The organism is Novosphingobium sp. TCA1 (genome assembly GCF_009811895.1).
GTDB lineage: Bacteria > Pseudomonadota > Alphaproteobacteria > Sphingomonadales > Sphingomonadaceae > Novosphingobium > Novosphingobium panipatense_A.
The window spans coordinates 131,075-150,867 of the sequence record NZ_BLJH01000014.1; the positions used below are offsets into that span (position 1 = coordinate 131,075).

Sequence of the window (19,793 nt, forward strand, 5' to 3'; positions counted from 1 at the left end):
CAGGCTGGCCCAGACTGCTGAAGGAACTGTTCGGCTGAAAGGCACTTCGAGGCTAATGCGCAATACTTTCGTCATCGCCGGTGCCCTCTCGGCCGCCACTCTCCTGCTGGCCGGTTGCGACCGGGAGCCGGAAGCTGAGGCAACCGCCGAGGCCTCGGTCGCGGCAAGCGAGGCCGTGGTCGCCTCCGAAGGACCGGACGGCGATGCCACCGAAGCGGCGAACAGCGGCCTTGCAGCGCAGCTCGACCAGACCGCGCTCGGCGAACGCCGGGATCCCGAACGCCTGCTGCGCTACTATATCAATGCCCTGCGCATCGGCGACTGGGACGATGCCGCCAAGGCCTGGACCCTCGACGCACAGATGACGCCGAACCGGCTGGCCGAGGAATTCGGCGGCGATGCCGGGCCCAGGATCGCCGTGGGCCGGGGAGACAGCAGCAATGCGGCAGGCACCCTGTTCTACGAGGCGCCCCTTGTGCTCGATTTCTCCGATGGTCGTCCCTCGCGCCGTGGCAGCATCGTGCTCCGCCGCGTCAACGACGTTCCCGGCGCCAGCGAGCAGCAGCTGAACTGGCGTATCGAGCGGATGTCCACCGTCACCCGGTAGAATAGGCCGTATTCGGCGCGCACTGTTACCGAGCGTTGCCCGCTCTCCTCTGACTTGCTCCCCGGCGCCTGCCTCGGCTATCAGGCGGGCACTTCATTCCTCAGAAAGGCCCCACGCCCATGCTCGGCGGTGTGATCAACGCCCTTATCTACCTCGTCCAGATCCTGACGACGCTCGTGCTCGTCCAGTTCGTGCTGGGCCTGCTGATCGCCTTCAACGTGGTGAATCTGCACAACCGTTTCGTCGAGGCGATCTGGCGCGCGCTCAATGCGCTGCTCGACCCCATCCTGAGCCCGATCCGCAAGATCATGCCCAATACCGGCGGCATCGATTTCTCGCCGATGGTGCTGATCATCGGCCTCAACGTGCTCATCATGATCCTCCAGCCGATGGCCTACGCCTGACATGAGCACCGACAGCAAGATCATCGACGGAAAGGCCTTCGCCGAAGGCCTGCGCACCCGCATCGCCGTGGTCGCCGCCGATTTCGAGGCGAAGGCCGGTCGCAAGGCGGGCCTTGCCGTCGTGCTCGTGGGAGAGGATCCGGCAAGCCAGGTCTACGTCCGCAACAAGGGCAAGCAGACCGTGGCGGCGGGCATGGAGAGCTTCGAGCACAAGCTCCCCGCCGATACCTCCGAGGCCGACCTGCTGGCCGTGGTTGAACGGCTGAACGCCGATCCGGCGGTGGACGGCATCCTCGTGCAATTGCCGCTGCCCGCGCACATGAACGAGCAGAAGGTGATCGCCACGATCAACCCCGACAAGGACGTGGACGGGTTCCATGTCGTGAACGTCGGGCGTCTGGCCACCGGCCTGCCGGGCTTCGTTCCCTGCACGCCGCTGGGATGCGTGATGTTGCTCAAGGACCGGCTCGGTTCGCTTTCCGGCCTCGACGCCGTGGTGATCGGCCGCTCCAACATCGTCGGCAAGCCGATGGCGCAATTGCTGATCGCGGAAAGCTGCACCGTTACCGTCGCGCATAGCCGCACCAGGGACCTGCCCGAAGTCGTGCGCCGTGCCGACATCGTGGTGGCTGCGGTGGGCCGCCCGGAAATGGTCAAGGGCGACTGGCTGAAGCCGGGGGCGACGGTGATCGACGTGGGCATCAACCGCGTGCCCGGCGCCGAGGAAGGCAAGAGCCGCCTCGTGGGCGATGTCGATTTCGCTTCGGCCGCCGAAGTGACGGGGGCGATCACGCCGGTTCCGGGCGGGGTCGGGCCGATGACCATTGCTGTCCTGCTGCGCAACACCGTGGTCGCGGCGCACCGCAATGCCGGTCTCGTTCTGGACGAGAGCGCGCTTTGACGCGGCGGCCGGGCCGGGCACTGGCGGCCGCGATCGGCGGGGCCGCATTGCTTGCGGTCATGGCCGGTCCGGCCGACGCCCGGCGCAGGCCGGAATATGCACCGGGCGCAGGCACGGCCAATCCCAGCGCTCTCGTTGCTGCCGAAATCGCCTTTGCGCGGATGGCGCGCGAGAAGGGCCAGTGGAAGGCCTTCGCCGAATATTCCGATGAAAATGCGGTGATGTTCGTGCCGGAGCCGGTTCGCGCCCGGCAATGGCTGAGCGGACGCGCGGAACCGGCAGCTCCGGTACAGTGGCAGGCCCATCAGGTCTGGATGAGCTGCGACGGTTCGTTGGGCGTGACCAAGGGGGCCTGGCAGCGCCCCGACGGTTCGGTGGGCTATTTCACGACGATCTGGCAGCAGCGCAAGAAGGGCGACTATCGCTGGGTGCTCGATCAGGGCGACACGCTGGCGCAGCCGCTCAAGGAGCCGGAAATGCTGTCGGCCTCCGTCGCCGATTGCGCCCGTGGCCCGCGCGGTGACGAGCTTCTGGTCGAACGCGACCGGGAAGACATTGCGCCGGGCATGGACGGCCGGGGACGCTCGAAGGACGGCACTCTCGCGTGGCGCTACCACGTCGAATCCGATCATTCGCGTTGGCTGGCCGTGTCGCTGCTGAAGAACGGGGCGATGACGGAAGTGATGCGCAGCGAAGTCGCTGCGCCGAAAGAGCGGAATTAGGGGCTGCGACCGGCATGTATGAAGTTTTCCTGAGTGCCTTCGTGACGCTCTTCGTGGTGATCGACCCGCCCGGCTGCGCGCCGATCTATGCGGGGCTTTCGGCCGACGCGAGCCGCGCGCAGGCGATCTCCATGGCCGCGCGCGCCTGCATGATCGCCAGCGCCATCCTGGTGGTCTTCGCCCTGTTCGGCGCGCGGCTGCTGGGCGCGCTGCATATCGAACTCAACGCCTTCCGCATCGCGGGCGGCATCATGCTGTTCATGATCGCCATCGACATGGTGTTCGAGAAGCGCACCCAGCGGCGCGAGGAGCGGGCCGAGAAGATCATCGCTCACAACGCGGAAACACCCGAAGTCGATGACGTTTCGGTCTTCCCCATGGCCATGCCGATGCTGGCGGGGCCGGGCTCGATCGCCACGATCATGCTGCTGACGTCTCGCGCCCACGGTATGGAGCAGACGCTGGCGATCCTGGCGGCGATGGTCGCGGTCATGGCGCTCAGCTTCGCGGCGCTGGCGGCGGCGGGGCCGCTGATGCGCATCCTGGGCGACAAGGTGGAGGCGGTGATCACCCGCCTGCTCGGCGTCCTGCTGGCGGCCCTGGCGGCGCAATATGTCATCGATGGTGTGAAGACGGTCCTGCTGCAATAGGGCGAATTCATCGCCCGTTCAGCGGCTTGGACCAGTTTTGGCCCTTCTTCTGCAAAGGAGGGTGCGATGATCCGCCTGCTGCCTGTCTGCTGTGTAGGAGCGCTGTTTCTGGCTGGAGCCGGGGCGCAGGCCCACACTGTCGGCCCTCCCGCCCCGCGCCCCGGCAACGCGCCTTTCGATGCGGCCCGGCAAAGGGCCGACGAGGCGAGCTACCGCATCGACCTTGGGCAGGCCGACAGACGCGTTGGCGAGGCGATTCGCGAAGGGCGCGATTCCGGGCGACTCTCGAAAGCCGATGCCAAGGGACTGCGCAAGGAACGGACACAGATAGACAGTCTGGCGCAGCGCTACAGCAGCGACGGCCTGTCGCCGCAGGAGGCGGACGAACTCTACATGCGCTCCCGCGTGCTGGAGAGCCAGGCCAGGCTGCCCGGTGCGAGCAAGGGCAAGCGCTGAGATTTTCGCGGCACCGGCCCGAGTCTTTTGTTTGGTACGCCTTCGACATCCGTCGAAGGCTTGCGGCACCGGCCCACGCCCCCACCCGACCTCCCACGAGTGTATCCTGATGGGAGGTCGGGTGGGGGCGTGGGCCGGTGCCGCTCAAATTCGCTTTCAGCGAATTTCCAGACAAACCTACTGCAGCGTCACGCCCTCGTCGTCGTCGTCGGAATGGCGGCCGAAGAACTGCATGAGCTGCACCAGCAGTTCGCAGCGCGCGGGCAGGGTTTCGGCTTCGAGCAGGGCCTGCTTGGCGGCGGCATCGAAGGGCGCGATCTGGGATACGCCGTTGATCAGCGACTGGTCGTCGAGGCGCCCGACCTGATCCCAGTCCACGGCGTAGCCCTGGGCATCGGCGAACCGCTTGGCCTCGCGCTCGAAGCTGGCCCGCTCGATCGGGGCCAGCACTTCGTCGTCGCGCTCGGGCAGAAGCTCGGCCTCGATCTGCCGGAACGGCGTAGTCACGTCGAGTTCGCGCAGCATGCGGAAGCGCGTCTCGCCGGTGAGCACGATGTTGAAGCGCCCGTCTTCCAGTGCCTCGACATCGCCGATCCGGCCCAGGCAGCCGATCGAGAACAGCGGCGCGCCCTCCGCCGGGCGCTGCGGCTGGATCATGCCGATGCGCCGGTCGCGCGCCAGGGCGTCACTGACCATCGCCCGGTAGCGGGGCTCGAAGATATGGAGCGGCAATTGCAGCCCCGGATAGAGCACCGCGCCGGGCAGCGGGAAGATGGTGATTCGCGCCACCGTCAGCCGAACAGGACGGTGGAGAGCTTGCGCCGCGTGGCGGCAACCCAGGGATCTTCCAGGCCGGTCGCCTCGAAGATCTGGAGCAGCTTGGCGCGCGCGGCGCCTTCGTTCCATTCGCGGTCGGCGGCGACCATGCGCAGCAGCGTTTCCGCGGCGGCATCGCGCTCTCCGGCGGCGAAGGCGGCATTGGCGAAGGCGAGCTGCGCCTCCATGTCGGCCGGACGCTCGGCGGCGGCGGCGCGCAGCGCGGCCAGTTCGCTGTCCTCGGGCTTGTCCTTGGCGAGCGCCAGCGCGGTGCGGGCGCGTTCCAGCAGCGGATCGGCAGCCACTGCGCCTTCAAGGCTGCCAAGCACCTGCTCCGCCTCGTCGAGGCGGCCCGCAAGAACGAGCGCGCGCACGAATCCGGCGATCACTTCGGCGTTGTCGGGCGCGAGTTCGAGGATCTGCATGAAGATCGAGGCCGCCCGCTCGCCGTCGCCTCCGGCCAGCGCTTCCTCGCCCATGGCGATCAGCGGGGTGAGGTCCTGCTGCGGCTCGGCGCCGTCCGCCTGGACGGGAAGCTGCGTGAGCAGCTGGTCCAGCGTCTGCTTGAGCTGCGATTCGGTGCGGGCATTGGTAAGGTCCGCCACCGGCTGGCCCTGGAAGATCGCGTAGACCGTGGGGATCGAGCGCACCTGGAACTGCGATGCGATGAACTGCTCTTCATCGACATTCACCTTGGCCAGGACCACGCCCTTGTCGGCATAGTCTTCGGCCACCTTTTCCAGCACTGGCGTCAGCGCCTTGCAGGGGCCGCACCATTCGGCCCAGAAATCGAGGATCACCAGCTTCGTCATCGACGGTTCGGCCACCGTCTTGCGGAACCGGTCGACCGCCTTCTGTTCGTCGAGGTTGAGACCCATGCTGGCCAAGATACGTGCTCCCGTGAAAATCGAATGGCCCCCTAGATCGGCCTTCGGGACGGTTTTGTGAAGGGTTCATGTGAGGTTGCGTTAAAGCGGCCGGTGCCGCTTCCGGGCGATAGCCCGGACAAAGATCCTCTTATTCGGCCCTTTTGAAAATTCTTTCGATTTTCCTCTTGCCGACCCCGAAAGGCACTGCTAGTGGCGCGCCTCCACCCCGGACCTGCCGGAAACTCCAGCAGGTCTTGAACGTCAGAGCGGGCGTAGCTCAGGGGTAGAGCACAACCTTGCCAAGGTTGGGGTCGAGGGTTCGAATCCCTTCGCCCGCTCCAGTTCATACAGGGATTTTCCGGTTCGCCGGAAGATTTCCGAAACGCCGAGCGGGCGTAGCTCAGGGGTAGAGCACAACCTTGCCAAGGTTGGGGTCGAGGGTTCGAATCCCTTCGCCCGCTCCAGTTTCCTTCGGTGGAAATCCAGACATTCCAGAACATCGCCACCGCATGCAGGTGTTTTTCCTGATTCCGGCGATGACTCGCGGTGAAGCTTGTTCGTGCAGAATCTCTCCCGGCATTTCGCGGAGGGAATGTGAGCGGACTGGAAGCGCTGCTGATCAAGGCAAAGGGCGCGGCAAGGCGGGGTGAGACGGACAAGGCGCGTGCGCTCTATCATGAGGCGCTGGGCCGGTTTCCTCACAATGGCCGGGTCAGGGCGGCGCTTGATGCTCTCGATGCACCGGATGGCCCGGCGCTGGCCGAACTCGATGCGATGATAGCCGCCTACCGCGCCGGGCGCATGGACGAGGCGGCGCGGGAAGGGGCGCGGCTTGCCGAACGCTTTCCGCACAGCTTTGCCGTTCGCAACCTGCACGGCGCGGCGCTTCTGGCGCTGGACAGGCTTCCGGCGGCGGAGCAGGCCTTCCGCAAGGCCATCGAGGCCGATCCCGAGGCGGGGGCATGTCGCAACAACCTGGCCATCACCCTGCGTCGCCAGAGCCGCTTCCCCGAAGCCGAAGCGATCTACCGCGAAGTGATCGCCCGCCTTCCCGGCTATGCCGATGCCCATTTCAATCTGGCCAACCTGCTCGATGCGCAGGAGCGCCGGGCCGAAGCCGAAGCGGGATTTGCGCAGACGGTCGCTCTCGATCCCGATTACACCGAGGCGCATTACAACCTGGGCAACCTGCTGGCGAAGCGCGGCGCACGAGCGGAGGCGATAGCGGCCTACAGGCGCGCGGTCGTGCTGCGGCCCGACCATGCGCTGGCCTGGAACAATATGGGCGGCGAACTGCTGCAACGCGATCGGCTGGACGAGGCGCTTGCCGCCTATGCACGGGCGCTGGAGGCGGACCCCGCCTATACGCAGGCCATGGTCAATCGCGGCAAGGCGCTGGTGCTCAAGGGCGATCTTCCCGAAGCCATCGCCGCTTTCCGGCAGGCCTGGGCGCTCGACCCGGCCGACCGATCCGCGCTGCTCCAGGCCCTGTTCGAAGAGGCGCACATCTGCGATTGGAAGGACCGCGCCCAGTTCGCGTTGACGGACGGACCTTCCGCCGCCGCCGTCCAGCCCTTCGCCGCGCTGCCCTTCGTGGACGATCCGGCGCACCAGTATCGCCGCTCGCTCGCCTGCGCGGGCATGAAGTTCGGACCGCCGCCGCAAAGCCTGCCCATTCCCACGCTATCTGCCGACGGACGCATCCGAATCGGCTACTTCTCGGCCGACTTTCACGACCACGCGACGATGTACCTGATGAGCGGCCTGTTCCGCGAACATGACCGCAGACGCTTCGACATCCGCTTCTACAGTTATGGGCCGCGTTGCGATGGCGATCCCTCGCGCCGGGCACTGCGTGGTCATGCCGATGCCTTTACCGAGATCGGGCACCTGACGGACGCCGAGGTGGTCGATCGTGCCAGGGCCGACGGGCTGGATATCGCCGTCGACCTCAAGGGCTATACGCGCGGCACCCGCACCGCGCTGTTCGGCCAGCGGCTCGCACCGGTGCAGGTCAGCTACATGGGCTACCCCGGTACGATCGGCCATCCCTGCATGGACTATTTCATCGGCGACGCCGTTTCCCTGCCGCCGGGCGGCGAGGCCTGGTTCACCGAGAAGATCGTTCGGCTGCCGCATTGCTATCAGGCCAACGACGACCGGCGCATCATCGTCCCGGATAGGCGCGGGCGCCGGGGCTGGGGCCTGCCGGAGCGCGGCTTCGTATTCTGCTGCTTCAATCACACCTACAAGATCTGCCCGGATGCGTTCGATATCTGGATGCGGCTGCTCGGCCAGGTCGACGGGAGCGTGCTCTGGCTCCTGCGGTCCAATCGCTGGGCGGAGGATAACCTGCGGCGCGAAGCCATGGCGCGGGGCATCGATCCTGCGCGGCTGGTGTTTTCCGCCGGGGTTCCGCACGGGGAGCACCTGGGACGCCTGGCGCTGGCGGACCTGTTCCTAGATACGTTCGCCGTGGGTGCCCATACGACCGCCAGCGACGCGCTCTGGAGCGGTTTGCCGGTGTTGACGATGACGGGGCACCAGTTTGCCGCGCGGGTGGCGACGAGCCTTGTCCATGCGGTGGGTTTGCCGGAACTGGCGGTGCCGGACCGCAAAAGCTACGAGGCAACGGCGCTCGCCCTGGCACATGATCCGAGAGGCCTCAGGGATCTCCGCGAGCGTCTCGCCGCCAATCGGCTGACTTCGCCGCTGTTTCGTACCGCCGATTATACACGGGGGGTAGAGGCGGCGTTCGAGGAGATGAACCGGCGGCGGTTGGCGGGGCTTTCGCCGGATCATTTCGAGGTGGCTTAGGCGGGGTTCAGAGGTAACGTCGTCCCGGACTTGATCCGGGACCGCGGCAGTTCTTTAGGCGAACCCTTGTGTTAAACTGCCCTGTCTGAAGGTGGGCTGGTCACGGCCAGCGGTCCCGGATCAAGTCCGGGACGATGTTCATCTCAAAACGAAATCACCGCTTCTCCGATGGCTTCCCATACCTGCCCGAGCTGATCGTCGGTGATGCAATAGGGCGGCATGACGTAGACGGTGTTCCCCAGCGGCCGCAGCAGCACGTCCCGCTCGCGGAAGAAGGCCATGAGGCGCGGGGCGAGGTCGCTCATGTAGCCGCTGGTGCCGGAGGTCTTGAGGTCCAGCGCGGCGACCGTGCCGATCGTGCGGGGATTGTCGAAGTGGCAGAACTGGCCGAGCTTCTCGATCCAGGCGGCCTGCTTGCCCGCGAGTGTGGCGATGCGGTCCAGCACCGGTTCCTCGCGCCAGATCGCGAGGTTGGCGGCGGCGGCGGCGCAGGCGATCGGGTTGGCCGTATAGCTGGAGGAGTGGAAGAACATCCGCGCGCGGTCGGTGGAATAGTGCGCCTCGAAGATCGCCTCGCTGGCCATGGTGACGGCAAGGGGAACCGCGCCGCCGGTCAGGCCCTTGGAAAGGCAGAGGATGTCCGGCACCACGCCTGCCTGCTCGCAGGCGAGCAGGGTGCCGGTGCGGCCCCATGCGGTCATCACTTCATCGGCAATGAACAGCACGCCGTGGCGGGCGCAGATCGCCTGCATGGAGGCCAGCGTTTCCGGTCCATAGACGAGCATGCCGCCCGCGCCGAGAATGAGCGGCTCCACGATCAGCGCGGCCGTATCCGGCTGGCGGCACAGTGCCTCCAGCGCGTCCAGCGTGGCCTGTTCGGCTCCTGCCGAGGGGAAGGGGATGCGGCCCACGTCGAACAGCAGCGGCTCGTAAGGCTGGTTGAACACGCCGCGCTCGCCCACCGACATCGCGCCGATGGTGTCGCCGTGATAGGAATTTTCCATCACCACGATGCGGTGTCGGTTTTCGCCGCGCCAGTGCCAGTAGCCGAGCGCCATCTTCAGCGCGACTTCCACGCTGGTCGAACCCGAATCGGAGAAGAATACCCGCGTCAGGCTTTCGGGCATGATCGCGCGCAGTCCCGCCGCGACATGTTCGGCCGGTTCGTGCGTCCATCCGGCGAAGATGATCTGGTCCAGCTTCTGCGCCTGTTCCGCGATGGCGGCCCTGATGCGCGGGTGCGAATGGCCGTGGGTGGTCACCCACCATGAAGAGACCGCGTCCACCACGGCCCGGCCGTCCGCCGTGTGGAGCAGCGCGCCTTCGGCATGGGTGACGAGAGGAACCGGCTCTTGCAGGCCGTGCTGGGTGAAGGGATGCCAGACCGATGATGTCATGCCCTGAAGTCCCCGATGTTGAAGTTTTCCGCGAAAGCGCGCGCCAGCGTCTCGGGCGTCAGCGTATCGAGACGCGGCAGGCGGCCGAGGCGGCGGACGCCGGCCATGGCGCAGATCGTGGCCTCGCTGTCTTCCACGGAATCGCCGACGAAGGCCACGCCCAGCACGGTGACGCCGCGTGCGCGCAGCGCCTCGATCGAGAGCAGCGAATGGTTGATCGTGCCGAGCACGGTGCGCGCCACCAGCACGACCGGGGCATCCCACCGAGCGAACTGGTCGGCATAAGTCATCGTGCGGCTGAGCGGCACCATCACCCCGCCGGCGCCTTCGACCACCAGCGGTCCTGCCACTTGGGGCAGGGCGAGGCGCGCGGGATCGATTTCCACGCCGTCGATCTCGGCCGCGAGGTGCGGAGAGCAGGGGGTGGCGAGGCGATAGGCTTCGGGCAGGATATGATCGGCGGGCAGGCCGGAAAGCCGCGCCACGCGGTCTCCATCGCCGCCGTCTTCTTCCAGCCCTGCCTGAACCGGCTTCCAGTAATGCGCGCCAAGAGCGCCTGCCAGCGCGGCGGCGAAGACGGTCTTGCCGATTTCGGTATCGGTTCCGGTGATGACGATAGGGTTCATGCGGTGCTCAATTCGTTCGGTGTAGATGGCAGGTCACGACTTCGTAAGTCACGTTGCATCCGCTTTGGGCGAAACGCGCCATGACGCGGCGAAGGCGGCCCGGCGAAAGCGGGCGATGGTCCGCTTCGGCGGTCTGGGCGCCGATGGCTTTCAGGGCATGGAGGAAGGCCAGCGGGCTGGGGTGATGCTCGACGTGGTTCTCCACCCCATGCAGCAGATCGCCGAAGTCTGCCACGGACGCGAAGCGCGGCGTGCCGGGGGCCAGCCCTTCCGCCTCGTGCGCCGCGCGCCATTCCGCGAAGCTGCCGGGGCCGAGCGTGGTCACCATCAGATGTCCGCCCGGTGCCAGCCAGCGCGCAAGACGGCGCAGCGCGGCGGGGGCGTGGTCGAACCACTGGACGGCAAGGCTGGAACAGATGAGGTCGAAGGGGCCTTCTTCCGGTTGCCCGTATTCGCCGTCCAGCGCGGCGTAGCGATAGCCTGCGCTTTCGCCGATGCGTGCGCGGCACCGCTCCAGCATCGCGGGCGACAGATCGGTGACGAGCCAGTCGCCGCCAAGCCCGTCCAGCGCCTGTGTCAGGAAGCCGGTGCCGCAGCCGATTTCCAGCACGCGCGGGTTCTCCGGCAGATCGAGCGCGGCGATGCGGGCGGCCAGGGCCAAGGCTACCTCGCGCTGGACGCGGGCGTTGCCGTCATAGTCCGGGGCGGCGGCAAAGGCGCGGCCGACGCGTTCGCGCGGGACGTTCACGCCATTCTTCCGATTGCCTCGCGCACCACCCGGGCACAGAATTCGGGAGCTTCGATCGGCAGGAGATGGCCGCCCTCGCAAGCGATCGAAAGCGGTGAAGCGGCGGCAAGCGCCTGCGCGCGCATCGCTTCGGGCAGGAGCGGATCCCGCGTGCCCTGAAGCGAGACGACGGGAATGGAGGGCATGGGCGCGTACTCGTCGCGCAGGCGAATGAGGTCGCCGTGCAGCACGTCGGTATCGATCGTGCCGAATTCCGCATTCGCGCGGCATAGGCGGCGGAAGTCGGCCAGGACGGTTCGGGGATCCTCCCCGAAGCGGCGCAGCATGCGGTCCAGCACGCGCACCGGCACGCCCGCATGGCCCGGAGCGGCGGAAAAGCGCTCGAAACCGTTGATCGCGATCAGCCCGACAAGGTCCGCCGGAGGATCTGCTAGAACCCGCATTGTCCCGAAGGAATGCGTGACGGCAAGACAGGGCCCGTCCACCAGGGCAGGGCGGGGCTCTCCGAAGTAGCCGCGATCGTCGATGACTTGTGGCAGGTCCGCCAGCAGACGCGATAGCGGTGCCCAGAACGCGGCATCGAAGCCCCAGCCATGCACGAAGAGCAGTCTCACCGGCAGGCCTCGATCGTATTCAGCAGGCTGTCCACGTCGGCCCGTGAATGGGTGGCCCGCAGCGCCAGACGCAGGCGGCTGGTGCCGGGGGGGACCGTCGGCGGGCGGATCGCGGAAGCGAGCAGGCCCTGTTCCTCCAGCTTGCGGGACAAGTCGAGCGCCGCGGCTTCCGGGCCGATCACGGCCGGGACGATCTGCGTGCTCGATGCGCCGTGGTCTATGCCGAGCGTGGCAAGGCCGCCGCGAAGGTGCTCGCCCAGCGCGGCGAGGTGGGCGCGCTCCGCGTCCATGCCCGGGACGAGGTCCAGCGCGGCGTCGATCGCGCCGAGCACGGCGGGCGGCGGCGCGGTAGTGAAGATGAAGCCGCTGGCGGCATTGACCAGATAGTCGATCATGACCCGCGAACCGGCGACATAGGCGCCGAAGCCGCCCAGCGCCTTGCTGAACGTGCCCATGATCAGGTCGATCCCGCCGGGGACCAGTGCAGAGAGGCCCGCGCCGGAGGGGCCGAGCACGCCGGTCGCATGGGCCTCGTCCACGAAGAGGAAAGCCTGGTGGCGCTCGGCGATGTCGGCGAGGCGAGCGATGTCGGCACGGTCGCCGTCCATCGAGAATACGCTCTCGGTAAGGATCAGCCGGGCCGGGGCCTGCGCGCCTTTGCCGGCGAGCAGTTCCTCCAGATGGTCGAGATCGTTGTGGCGGAAGCGGTGCTGGCGCGTGCCGGAAATGGCAAGGCCCGCATGCATGGAGGCGTGGATCAGCCGGTCGGTGAAGACCGCCGCGCCGGGTACGGTGGCAAGCAGCGCGGGGATGACCGCGGCATTGGCCTGCCAGCCGCTGGCGAAGATCAGTGCCGCCTCGGCATGCTTGAAACGGGCGATGCGCGCTTCGAGCGCGAGATGATCCTCGCTGGTTCCCGTTACCAGCCGCGAAGCCCCAGAGCCTGTGCCATGGGCCTCTGTCCAGTCGCGGGCGCGCGCGATCAGCAGCGGATGGCGGGCCAGGCCGAGGTAGTCGTTGCTGGAAAAATCGACCATCACGCGCCCGCCGCGATGGATCCGTCCGCCGCCTTCCAGCGCGGCAGGGCGCAAGGTCCGGCGTTGTCCGGCGCGGTCGATCCGATCGAGCGCCGCCGTGAAGAAGGAATCGAGCCTGCTCATCGTGTCAGCCGGTATGGCAAGCAGGCTTTGGGCACAATGGCCTGAATGGGGGCCTGAGTAGGGAGCTGAGCCCGGTTTTGGAAAACCCGTGAGCTTCCCTGGTTAACGCGGCGTCAGGCATCGCGGGATGGATGGAGGCTGGGCCGGGACAGACCGAATCCGCCCACCTTGCCGACCACCCGCCCCGAATCCTAGGCCTTTCAGGCTCAACACAGATGTCTAAAATCAAGGATCTATCATGAAATTCCGCCCCGCCGTCCTCGCAAGCGCCTTTGCGACTCTCGCTGCCGGTGCCGTTTTCGCCGCCGCGCCTGCCGCGGCGCAAGTGACGGCCGAAGCCAATGTCGCCCGCGCCGAAGGGGACTGGGGCGGCGAACTGGCGCTGGGCGTGCCGGTGATCTCGGACGGCGGCTTCAGCATCACCCCTGCCGCGGGCGTATTCTTCCACCACCGCGACCATCCCGGCTATTTCAACGAGGATTCGCAGTGCTTCAGCAAGTCCAGCGGCGACCGCGTTTCCGACGGCAAGTGCGACAACTCGGGCACCAAGATCTTCGGCAAAGTGGAGGCCATGTACCGCCTGCCGACCTCGCTGGGCTTCGGCGTCGGCGCGCGCCTGATCGGTGACGACGTCAGGGCCTATGGCACCGTGTCGATGCCGCTCCTTCCGCGCATCGATGTGAAGGGCAACTTCGGCGACCACTATCTGGCGGCGGGCCTCCAGGCGCGTTTCTGAGTTTCAGAGGGATAGTGCAGGCTCCGGGCTCCTTCAGGAGTCCGGGGCGGCCCTGCAATTCACCAGCTTTCCAGAAGGTCCAGATAGGCCACCACATCGTTGTCGGTGGCGATGAAAAGACCGTCCTGCACGTCTTCGCTCTGCCGGGCGGCCACGTCCATGGCTTCCGACAGGGTTCCATAGAACAGCGTATTCGCGCCGCCGCCCTCGGAGGCCGCGTCGAGATGATAGAGGCGCACGCTGGCTTCGAGATAAGTCGTGCGCATCAGTCTTCCGCCTGCTTGCGCTTCGCGCCGTCCACGATGCGGTCCAGCCGCAGCTGCTCGGCTTCGGCCGCGCCACGCTCGGCGCGGGTCTGTCCGTGACGGGCACGGCTGGCCTCCGCCTGTCGCTTCGCGGTATCGCGGGCCTTGGCCTTGCGAGCCATGCGCAGATTGATGATTTCGGCCATGGCCGTCTTCTACAGCGGCAACCTGCGCGTTGGAAGGGCGTGCAACCTCAGAACGAGATGTTCAGCAGCCTGCCAATGAAGATCAACACGATCGCCCCGATCACCGAGGCGAGGCAACCGGCGCGCTGGAAGTCCGCCTGTCCGCGCGTGGTCACGAGACCGGCGATAAGCGAGCCGCCGATGCCGAGCAGGATCGTCGCGATCCAGCCCATGTCGACGGCGCCGGGATAGAAGAAGCGCGCCAGAACGCCGATGATGAGGCCGCTGATGATGGCGCTGATGATATTGATCATGGTCGTAGTGGGTCCTTTGAAAAATGCCTGAAGGGCATTTTTAGGCGGTACCGGCCCACGCCCCCACCCGACCTCCCATCAGGATATGCTCGTGGGAGGTCGGGTGGGGGCGTGGGCCGGTACCGCAAAATCCGCCTGCGGCGGATTTTCAAGGTAGAAGCTCCGAATGGCGAAACGGTTGCAATCGAAGCGCAGCGGATTCGATCCAAAGAGATGGGGAAACGCGGGGCAAGTATCTCGACAGCGGGGAAATGTCCGAAAAACGGGGACTCGCTTCGTCGCAAGCGCGATTCGTTTCGCCGCCGTTTTATGTGGAAAAATTTTTAGCGGCAGCCTCGAAATAGACACTTGCATTAGGGGCCGGTGAAGGAGTTCCCACGCGTCGCGAGACCCCCTTGCGTGTAAAGGGGCAAGACTTGCCGGGCCTTTCGGCGGACCTGCCCCCCTTGCGCCAGATTTCAGAACAGGCACTATGGGTTGTGGCGCGTCGATCGCGGGGCATCTAGACCTAGAGAAATCGTCCTTGGGCAGTCAGGTGTCCCGAAAGGCGGTTTTCCGGTGTCCAAGGCCTTCTGCGAGAAGCGCGCGCCGGGGTTCGCAAGAGAATTCGTTCTCTATTTGTGCCTGTTTGTGGTATGTCGGACAGCTTTCGCTTCCAACGAATCGCATCGGGTCTCGGGCGGCTTCGGCGCAATGCTGAACGCGCTTCTTGGCGCTTCGATGACGACCGGCCGGGTGGCCGGAATTCGGCTCCGAAATGAGCCGGTTTGAGCAAAACGGGGGCGACAATTGGATTTCAGGAACGGAAGCGACGCTGACGTGAACAGCTCCGACAGTATGCAGGCAGATATGATCCAGGATGACGGGCAGGTTGAAATGCCCGGTTTCGAGCTTTCGCCCCGGACTCCGGCGGCTCCCACAGCGGCTCCGGCCTTTGAACAGGATCTCGTGGTCCCGGCCGAGGAAACTCAGCCTGATCGCGTGGCCGAGCGGGTGGCCGAACGGGCCAGGCCTGTGAGAAAGACGGCGAAAAAGGAAAAGGAGGCGGGCGAGAGCCCGGCAATCGCGATGGACAAGACCGATACCGCTACGGCCGCTCTTGTGGCCGACGCCATGCTGGCGGCCGTTGCCGCCGCTCCCGAGGCGGCCGCCGCGAAGGCACGCCCCGATTCGAAGACGATCAACGCGCGCCGCTTCACCGTCGTTACCGACGATTCGCGTGATGCGCTGCTGACCGACTTCGGCAAGGAAACGCTCGACGACCGTTACCTTCTGCCCGGCGAGAAGTATCAGGACCTCTTCGCCCGCGTGGCCGATGCCTATGCGGACGACCAGGAACACGCCCAGCGCCTCTACGACTATATCTCGAAGCTGTGGTTCATGCCCGCCACCCCCGTTCTTTCGAACGGCGGCACCGGCCGCGGCCTGCCGATCTCGTGCTACCTCAACTCCGTGGACGACAGCCTCGAAGGCATCGTTTCCACCTGGAACGAGAACGTCTGGCTCGCCTCTCGCGGCGGCGGCATCGGCACTTACTGGGGCAACGTGCGCGGCATCGGTGAGCCGGTGGGCCTCAACGGCAAGACCAGCGGCATCATTCCTTTCGTGCGCGTGATGGATTCGCTGACCCTCGCGATCTCGCAGGGTTCGCTGCGTCGCGGCTCGGCCGCCTGCTATCTCGACGTCTCGCACCCGGAAATCGAGGAGTTCCTCGAAATCCGCAAGACCAGCGGAGACTTCAACCGCAAGGCGCTCAACCTGCACCACGGCGTGCTGCTGACCGACGAATTCATGGAAGCCGTGCGCGACGGCCGTGACTTCGATCTCAAGAGCCCCAAGGACGGTTCGGTGCGCGGCACCGTCCACGCCCGTTCGCTGTTCCAGAAGCTGGTCGAGGTCCGCCTTGCCACCGGCGAGCCTTACCTGGTGTTCTCCGACACCGTGAACCGCATGATGCCCAAGCATCACCGCGATCTCGGGCTCAAGGTCTCGACCTCGAACCTCTGCTCGGAAATCACGCTGCCCACCGGCCGCGATCACCTCGGCAACGACCGCACGGCCGTGTGCTGCCTCTCCTCACTCAACCTGGAAACCTGGGAAGAGTGGAAGGGCGAGAAGCGTTTCGTGGAAGACGTGCTGCGCTTCCTCGACAACGTCCTGCAGGACTATATCGACCGTGCGCCGGACGAGATGGCCCGCGCCCGCTATTCGGCCGCGCGCGAGCGTTCGGTCGGCATGGGTGTCATGGGCTATCACTCGTATCTCCAGAAGCGCGGCATCGCCTTCGAGAGCGCGATGGCCAAGGCGCTGAACATGCAGATGTTCCAGCACATCGCGGCCAAGGCGGACGAGGCCTCGCTGCTGCTCGCCAACGAGCGCGGCCCGTGCCCCGACGCTGCCGAAATGGGCGTGATGCAGCGCTTCAGCTGCAAGATGGCGATCGCGCCCACCGCGTCGATCTCGATCATCTGCGGCGGTACGTCGGCCTGCATCGAGCCGATCCCGGCCAATATCTACACCCACAAGACGCTCTCCGGCTCCTTCGTGGTGAAGAACCCGTACCTGCAGAAGCTGCTCGCCTCGAAGAGCAAGGATTCCAACAATGTGTGGAATTCGATCCTGGAGCACGGCGGCTCGGTCCAGCATCTCGACTTCCTGACGCCGGACGAGAAGGCGGTCTACAAGACCAGCTTCGAGATCGACCAGCGCTGGCTGCTCGAATTCGCGGCGGACCGTACCCCCTATATCGACCAAGCCCAGTCGCTGAACCTGTTCATCCCGGCCGACGTCGACAAGTGGGACCTGATGATGCTGCACTTCCAGGCCTGGGAGAAGGGCATCAAGTCGCTCTACTACTTGCGCTCGAAGTCGGTGCAGCGCGCGGGCTTCGCGGGCGGCGGCGGCGTGGAGGCGGACAATACGCCCGAAGCGCCCAAGTTCGAGATCGGCGAGACGACCGACTACGACGAGTGCCTTGCCTGTCAGTAAAAGAGTTTGTAAATGTCTCACTTTTGAGGCGACGCAACACGGTCGATTTTAAGGCCGATTGACACATGCGATTTATTCGAGGATACCTGCGTGTCTCAACGCGGGTATCCTCGATGGATTTTGTGTTTACGAACAAGGCGCTGCTGGATGTCGATCTCGACGATGGCGTTCTAGGCGCCGAATTCGAGAAGGCTTGGAAGGAAGGCCTCCGGCAGATTTCTCGGCGAGCCCTCGTCACGGTGGGCGTCGAAGATCGCGTGCCGTTTGTCCTCGCCGAGGACGGAACTCTCGATCTCGAACTCAGCGAGCTTTTCCGTACGTTTGCTGGCCAAGTCGGCGGTCGCACGACGATGGCAAGCTATACACATCATGCCGCCACCCTCATGCGCTACCTGCAGCAGGCAGGGCTGGACTTAAACACCGTCGAGGCGGGGCATCTCGCGACATACAGGAAAATTCGCAATTCCAGCGGGATTGAGCCAATCTCCTGGAATAGCGAGGCAGCAGCGATTAAATCGTTGTTCGACGCCGCCATTGTTCTTCGGCGACGCAAGGACAATCCTTGCACCTTTCCGTCATTTGTTTGGTATAATCGCAACCCCGGCGCCGCAAACAAAACACCGGACTTTATCTCGCTGGCACAGTTCGAGAAATTCCGAGATGAAGGCCTCGCATTTGGGCCGTATGGATTGCGCAACGTGGCATTCGCGAATCTGCTGCTGACCGGTGGACTGCGGCTCGACGAAGGCAACGAGTACAGAGCGGATTGGCTACCCGACAGCAGCACCATCCGAAACGCTCGCGGCCGAAGCCTTGAGCATCAAGTGACAGCTGAGGCCGGGAAGGGCCATCGTGCGCGAAAGGTGCGTATATCCAAGGTCGGATTGCTATCGATGCGCATGTACGCAGATATTCTCCGCGACGAGCAGATTGCAAAGGCGATCGCTAAGGGCAGGTACACAGAACCACCTACTGCGCTTTGGCTCAATCAAGGCGGGATGCCGATGGGAGAGATCGGTTGGGGGGATGCGTTCCGTCGCGCATCAGAGCGAACCGGCATAAAGGCCACTCCAAAAACCATCCGCCATATGTGCGCCGTGTACCTTCTGAGCCGCTTGCTGAAGATCAGTCTCTCCTCTGTAGAAAATGTTCAGACAGAAGCCGGGAGGCTTGCTGGGTCTTCGGCAACCGACATTTATAAAAGCATATTTGGAGACCCGCTTCGAAAGGTTCAGAAGTATCTTGGCCATGCTAGGTATGAGACGACGTTCATATACCTAGACATACTTGGATCTCATCAGGGAATTGATGATGATGAGTTATCCGTCTTCGATCAGGTTTACGGCATGGAAGAGGACTATGTAGGTGTCTACTTCTGATAATTATGACCTTTTCGCAATTCTTGATCCTGTCGAACTCGCCGAAGACGAAAGTCGCTCAAACTCTCTGCTGCAGCGAACGAAGCGCGGCAAAAAGCCACTATTTCCGCCTTCAGAACTGATCTCACAAGATGATCGTGAGCAGAAGGGACTGGACTTGTGGGCGCATTACCACTTTGAGCGTGAGTATCCGCTCGACTATCGTTTCGCAGCCATTGTGCCTCAGCTCGGCCGGATGATCCTGAAAACCGTTTACGCGATGTCGGGGCCCCATGACATAATCGCGTCGGGATCCACCGCTCAGTCGTATCGAGCGTACCTTGCTCCCTTCTTCGTATGGCTGCAGCAAGAAGCTACCTTCATCGAGGGTGGGCTTGGGCAACAAGATTGCGTGCTTCAGCCCGAGATCTTCAAGCTTTTCAAGAAGCACATCGACGATCGGGTCGAGGCTGGCTCGCTCCAGAGCAAAACCGGCTATCAATACAAAGGCGCGCTAACACGAGTCCTTCACAGGATCTGGCTCAGTGACAAGTCGATACTTGGACCCAGGTGGCAAGAAAAATTCTTCCTGCTTGAAGATTTTGACGATGACACCAAGCAGCGGGAGCCATATTCGGCGGCTGAAGCCCGCAGGATACTTGACGCCTGCATCAAGGTTTTGTCGGAAGCAGTGGCGGACGATTCCATTCACGACCCGACTAACTACCTTGTCGAGATCGCGATCTACACCGCAGTCTCGCTGATGATCGGCATCGAAAGTGAATGTATTGATGCCCTGAAGGTCGGCGATGTGAAGCCGAGCCCACATGGCAAGGTCATGATGGTGACCTATCAGAAGCGCCGCTCTCGAAAGCGTGGTTCGCGGACGCGCCTGACAGATCCTTACGATCCTGCATCAGGCGAAGGGACGCGGACGGAAGAGATTGGCAGCTTCCGCACCGCCGGCGGCTTATTCGCGCTCATGCTTAGGCGCGCGAAGGCTTTGGAGAAGGAGCCAGAGGATCCCCTCTGGCTTCGCCGTCTGGCAGCGTCGGAATTCCGTCGCCTGACCAGCATCCTGCGTGACCGTGGGCTCCGTTGCGACCTCGGCCGCGAGCTTAGGCTCAGGACTCACTGATCAGAGCCAAAAGATGACGGTGGCAGCGAGGGCGATGGCCGA

General features: G+C 64.7%; 22 protein-coding genes and 2 tRNA genes. 14 read left to right on the top strand and 10 right to left on the bottom strand.

The window, feature by feature from the left end; all coding sequences use genetic code 11:
- The first annotated feature begins 55 nt into the window (after nucleotides 1-55).
- The 6 genes from NTCA1_RS16485 (at nucleotide 56) to NTCA1_RS16510 (ending at nucleotide 3,740) form a co-directional block, all read left to right on the top strand.
- On the top strand, nucleotides 56-607 hold the full coding sequence (locus tag NTCA1_RS16485) for a hypothetical protein (protein ID WP_086493555.1): 552 nt from the start codon (nucleotides 56-58) through the stop codon (nucleotides 605-607).
- A 119-nt stretch (nucleotides 608-726) separates the two neighbouring features.
- The gene (locus NTCA1_RS16490; protein ID WP_086493556.1) at nucleotides 727-1,011 is read left to right on the top strand and encodes a YggT family protein; all 285 of its coding nucleotides are present in this window, start codon (nucleotides 727-729) and stop codon (nucleotides 1,009-1,011) included.
- A gap of 1 nt (nucleotide 1,012) precedes the next feature.
- Nucleotides 1,013-1,912 (top strand): bifunctional methylenetetrahydrofolate dehydrogenase/methenyltetrahydrofolate cyclohydrolase FolD, encoded by a 900-nt coding sequence (gene folD / locus NTCA1_RS16495; protein WP_133084794.1) that lies wholly within the window; start codon nucleotides 1,013-1,015, stop codon nucleotides 1,910-1,912.
- A complete protein-coding gene (locus tag NTCA1_RS16500) occupies nucleotides 1,909-2,634 on the top strand; it encodes a hypothetical protein (RefSeq protein WP_236549383.1) in 726 nt (241 codons plus the stop codon). Before folD ends, NTCA1_RS16500 begins: the two co-directional genes overlap by 4 nt.
- Before the next feature lie 14 nt (nucleotides 2,635-2,648).
- Nucleotides 2,649-3,284, top strand: coding sequence for a MarC family protein (locus NTCA1_RS16505; protein WP_086493558.1), 636 nt, complete (start codon nucleotides 2,649-2,651; stop codon nucleotides 3,282-3,284).
- Nucleotides 3,285-3,350: 66 nt separating this feature from the next.
- On the top strand, nucleotides 3,351-3,740 hold the full coding sequence (locus NTCA1_RS16510; protein ID WP_133084793.1) for a hypothetical protein: 390 nt from the start codon (nucleotides 3,351-3,353) through the stop codon (nucleotides 3,738-3,740).
- A 177-nt stretch (nucleotides 3,741-3,917) separates the two neighbouring features.
- Here NTCA1_RS16510 and NTCA1_RS16515 read toward each other — a convergent pair whose 3' ends face one another.
- A complete protein-coding gene (locus NTCA1_RS16515) occupies nucleotides 3,918-4,529 on the bottom strand; it encodes an LON peptidase substrate-binding domain-containing protein (RefSeq protein WP_133084792.1) in 612 nt (203 codons plus the stop codon).
- A 2-nt stretch (nucleotides 4,530-4,531) separates the two neighbouring features.
- On the bottom strand, nucleotides 4,532-5,434 hold the full coding sequence (gene trxA / locus NTCA1_RS16520; RefSeq protein WP_133084876.1) for a thioredoxin: 903 nt from the start codon (nucleotides 5,432-5,434) through the stop codon (nucleotides 4,532-4,534).
- A 257-nt stretch (nucleotides 5,435-5,691) separates the two neighbouring features.
- Between trxA and NTCA1_RS16525 the strand changes: the two genes are divergently transcribed.
- From NTCA1_RS16525 to NTCA1_RS16535, 3 genes are all read left to right on the top strand, one after another.
- Nucleotides 5,692-5,766: transfer RNA gene (locus NTCA1_RS16525), tRNA-Gly, on the top strand.
- Nucleotides 5,767-5,814: 48 nt separating this feature from the next.
- A tRNA-Gly gene (locus NTCA1_RS16530) sits at nucleotides 5,815-5,889 on the top strand.
- 130 nt (nucleotides 5,890-6,019) lie between these two features.
- The gene (locus NTCA1_RS16535) at nucleotides 6,020-8,242 is read left to right on the top strand and encodes a tetratricopeptide repeat protein (RefSeq protein ID WP_133084791.1); all 2,223 of its coding nucleotides are present in this window, start codon (nucleotides 6,020-6,022) and stop codon (nucleotides 8,240-8,242) included.
- A 143-nt stretch (nucleotides 8,243-8,385) separates the two neighbouring features.
- Here the strand turns inward: NTCA1_RS16535 and NTCA1_RS16540 are convergent, their stop codons facing one another.
- Genes NTCA1_RS16540 through NTCA1_RS16555 form a run of 5 tightly spaced genes read right to left on the bottom strand, consistent with a single transcriptional unit; the run spans nucleotide 8,386 to nucleotide 12,787 of the window.
- On the bottom strand, nucleotides 8,386-9,639 hold the full coding sequence (locus NTCA1_RS16540; protein WP_133084790.1) for an adenosylmethionine--8-amino-7-oxononanoate transaminase: 1,254 nt from the start codon (nucleotides 9,637-9,639) through the stop codon (nucleotides 8,386-8,388).
- Nucleotides 9,636-10,265, bottom strand: coding sequence for a dethiobiotin synthase (gene bioD / locus NTCA1_RS16545; protein WP_133084789.1), 630 nt, complete (start codon nucleotides 10,263-10,265; stop codon nucleotides 9,636-9,638). Before bioD ends, NTCA1_RS16540 begins: the two co-directional genes overlap by 4 nt.
- Before the next feature lie 7 nt (nucleotides 10,266-10,272).
- Nucleotides 10,273-11,013 (bottom strand): methyltransferase domain-containing protein, encoded by a 741-nt coding sequence (locus tag NTCA1_RS16550; RefSeq protein ID WP_201282520.1) that lies wholly within the window; start codon nucleotides 11,011-11,013, stop codon nucleotides 10,273-10,275.
- Complete coding sequence (locus NTCA1_RS28515) at nucleotides 11,010-11,627, bottom strand: alpha/beta fold hydrolase (RefSeq protein ID WP_201282521.1); 618 nt, start codon at nucleotides 11,625-11,627, stop codon at nucleotides 11,010-11,012. Before NTCA1_RS28515 ends, NTCA1_RS16550 begins: the two co-directional genes overlap by 4 nt.
- On the bottom strand, nucleotides 11,624-12,787 hold the full coding sequence (locus tag NTCA1_RS16555) for an 8-amino-7-oxononanoate synthase (protein ID WP_133084787.1): 1,164 nt from the start codon (nucleotides 12,785-12,787) through the stop codon (nucleotides 11,624-11,626). The genes NTCA1_RS28515 and NTCA1_RS16555 overlap by 4 nt, the downstream gene beginning before the upstream one ends.
- Nucleotides 12,788-13,025: 238 nt before the next feature.
- On the opposite strand from NTCA1_RS16555, the gene NTCA1_RS16560 reads away from it, so the two are divergent.
- Complete coding sequence (locus tag NTCA1_RS16560; RefSeq protein WP_133084786.1) at nucleotides 13,026-13,523, top strand: hypothetical protein; 498 nt, start codon at nucleotides 13,026-13,028, stop codon at nucleotides 13,521-13,523.
- Nucleotides 13,524-13,582: 59 nt separating this feature from the next.
- On the opposite strand, the gene NTCA1_RS16565 is transcribed toward NTCA1_RS16560, so the two are convergent.
- From NTCA1_RS16565 to NTCA1_RS16575, 3 genes are read right to left on the bottom strand one after another with little or no spacing between them, the layout of a single operon-like run.
- Nucleotides 13,583-13,789, bottom strand: a complete 207-nt coding sequence (locus NTCA1_RS16565) for a hypothetical protein (RefSeq protein WP_133084785.1) — start codon at nucleotides 13,787-13,789, stop codon at nucleotides 13,583-13,585.
- Nucleotides 13,789-13,974, bottom strand: a complete 186-nt coding sequence (locus tag NTCA1_RS16570) for a DUF4169 family protein (RefSeq protein ID WP_133084784.1) — start codon at nucleotides 13,972-13,974, stop codon at nucleotides 13,789-13,791. The genes NTCA1_RS16565 and NTCA1_RS16570 overlap by 1 nt, the downstream gene beginning before the upstream one ends.
- Nucleotides 13,975-14,021: 47 nt before the next feature.
- Nucleotides 14,022-14,267: a GlsB/YeaQ/YmgE family stress response membrane protein gene (locus NTCA1_RS16575; RefSeq protein WP_086493571.1), complete on the bottom strand. Its 246-nt coding sequence runs from the start codon at nucleotides 14,265-14,267 to the stop codon at nucleotides 14,022-14,024.
- Between the two features lie 558 nt (nucleotides 14,268-14,825).
- Between NTCA1_RS16575 and NTCA1_RS16580 the strand changes: the two genes are divergently transcribed.
- From NTCA1_RS16580 to NTCA1_RS16595, 4 genes are all read left to right on the top strand, one after another.
- The gene (locus NTCA1_RS16580; protein WP_159831178.1) at nucleotides 14,826-15,038 is read left to right on the top strand and encodes a hypothetical protein; all 213 of its coding nucleotides are present in this window, start codon (nucleotides 14,826-14,828) and stop codon (nucleotides 15,036-15,038) included.
- A 297-nt stretch (nucleotides 15,039-15,335) separates the two neighbouring features.
- Nucleotides 15,336-17,255 carry a ribonucleoside-diphosphate reductase subunit alpha gene (locus tag NTCA1_RS16585; protein WP_236549388.1) on the top strand — a complete coding sequence of 640 codons (1,920 nt, stop codon included), beginning with the start codon at nucleotides 15,336-15,338 and terminating at the stop codon, nucleotides 17,253-17,255.
- A 113-nt stretch (nucleotides 17,256-17,368) separates the two neighbouring features.
- Nucleotides 17,369-18,634 (top strand): hypothetical protein, encoded by a 1,266-nt coding sequence (locus tag NTCA1_RS16590; protein ID WP_159831179.1) that lies wholly within the window; start codon nucleotides 17,369-17,371, stop codon nucleotides 18,632-18,634.
- Complete coding sequence (locus NTCA1_RS16595; RefSeq protein WP_159831180.1) at nucleotides 18,621-19,751, top strand: hypothetical protein; 1,131 nt, start codon at nucleotides 18,621-18,623, stop codon at nucleotides 19,749-19,751. Before NTCA1_RS16590 ends, NTCA1_RS16595 begins: the two co-directional genes overlap by 14 nt.
- Nucleotides 19,752-19,793 lie beyond the last annotated feature (42 nt).

Coding starts and splice junctions, on each gene's coding strand:
- NTCA1_RS16485 (WP_086493555.1), top strand. CDS start 56: ATGCGCAATACTTTCGTCATCGCCGGTGCCCTCTCGGCCGCCACTCTC.
- NTCA1_RS16490 (WP_086493556.1), top strand. CDS start 727: ATGCTCGGCGGTGTGATCAACGCCCTTATCTACCTCGTCCAGATCCTG.
- folD (WP_133084794.1), top strand. CDS start 1,013: ATGAGCACCGACAGCAAGATCATCGACGGAAAGGCCTTCGCCGAAGGC.
- NTCA1_RS16505 (WP_086493558.1), top strand. CDS start 2,649: ATGTATGAAGTTTTCCTGAGTGCCTTCGTGACGCTCTTCGTGGTGATC.
- NTCA1_RS16510 (WP_133084793.1), top strand. CDS start 3,351: ATGATCCGCCTGCTGCCTGTCTGCTGTGTAGGAGCGCTGTTTCTGGCT.
- trxA (WP_133084876.1), bottom strand. CDS start 5,434: ATGGGTCTCAACCTCGACGAACAGAAGGCGGTCGACCGGTTCCGCAAG.
- NTCA1_RS16540 (WP_133084790.1), bottom strand. CDS start 9,639: ATGACATCATCGGTCTGGCATCCCTTCACCCAGCACGGCCTGCAAGAG.
- bioD (WP_133084789.1), bottom strand. CDS start 10,265: ATGAACCCTATCGTCATCACCGGAACCGATACCGAAATCGGCAAGACC.
- NTCA1_RS16555 (WP_133084787.1), bottom strand. CDS start 12,787: ATGAGCAGGCTCGATTCCTTCTTCACGGCGGCGCTCGATCGGATCGAC.
- NTCA1_RS16560 (WP_133084786.1), top strand. CDS start 13,026: ATGAAATTCCGCCCCGCCGTCCTCGCAAGCGCCTTTGCGACTCTCGCT.
- NTCA1_RS16565 (WP_133084785.1), bottom strand. CDS start 13,789: ATGCGCACGACTTATCTCGAAGCCAGCGTGCGCCTCTATCATCTCGAC.
- NTCA1_RS16570 (WP_133084784.1), bottom strand. CDS start 13,974: ATGGCCGAAATCATCAATCTGCGCATGGCTCGCAAGGCCAAGGCCCGC.
- NTCA1_RS16575 (WP_086493571.1), bottom strand. CDS start 14,267: ATGATCAATATCATCAGCGCCATCATCAGCGGCCTCATCATCGGCGTT.
- NTCA1_RS16585 (WP_236549388.1), top strand. CDS start 15,336: ATGGACAAGACCGATACCGCTACGGCCGCTCTTGTGGCCGACGCCATG.
- NTCA1_RS16590 (WP_159831179.1), top strand. CDS start 17,369: ATGGATTTTGTGTTTACGAACAAGGCGCTGCTGGATGTCGATCTCGAC.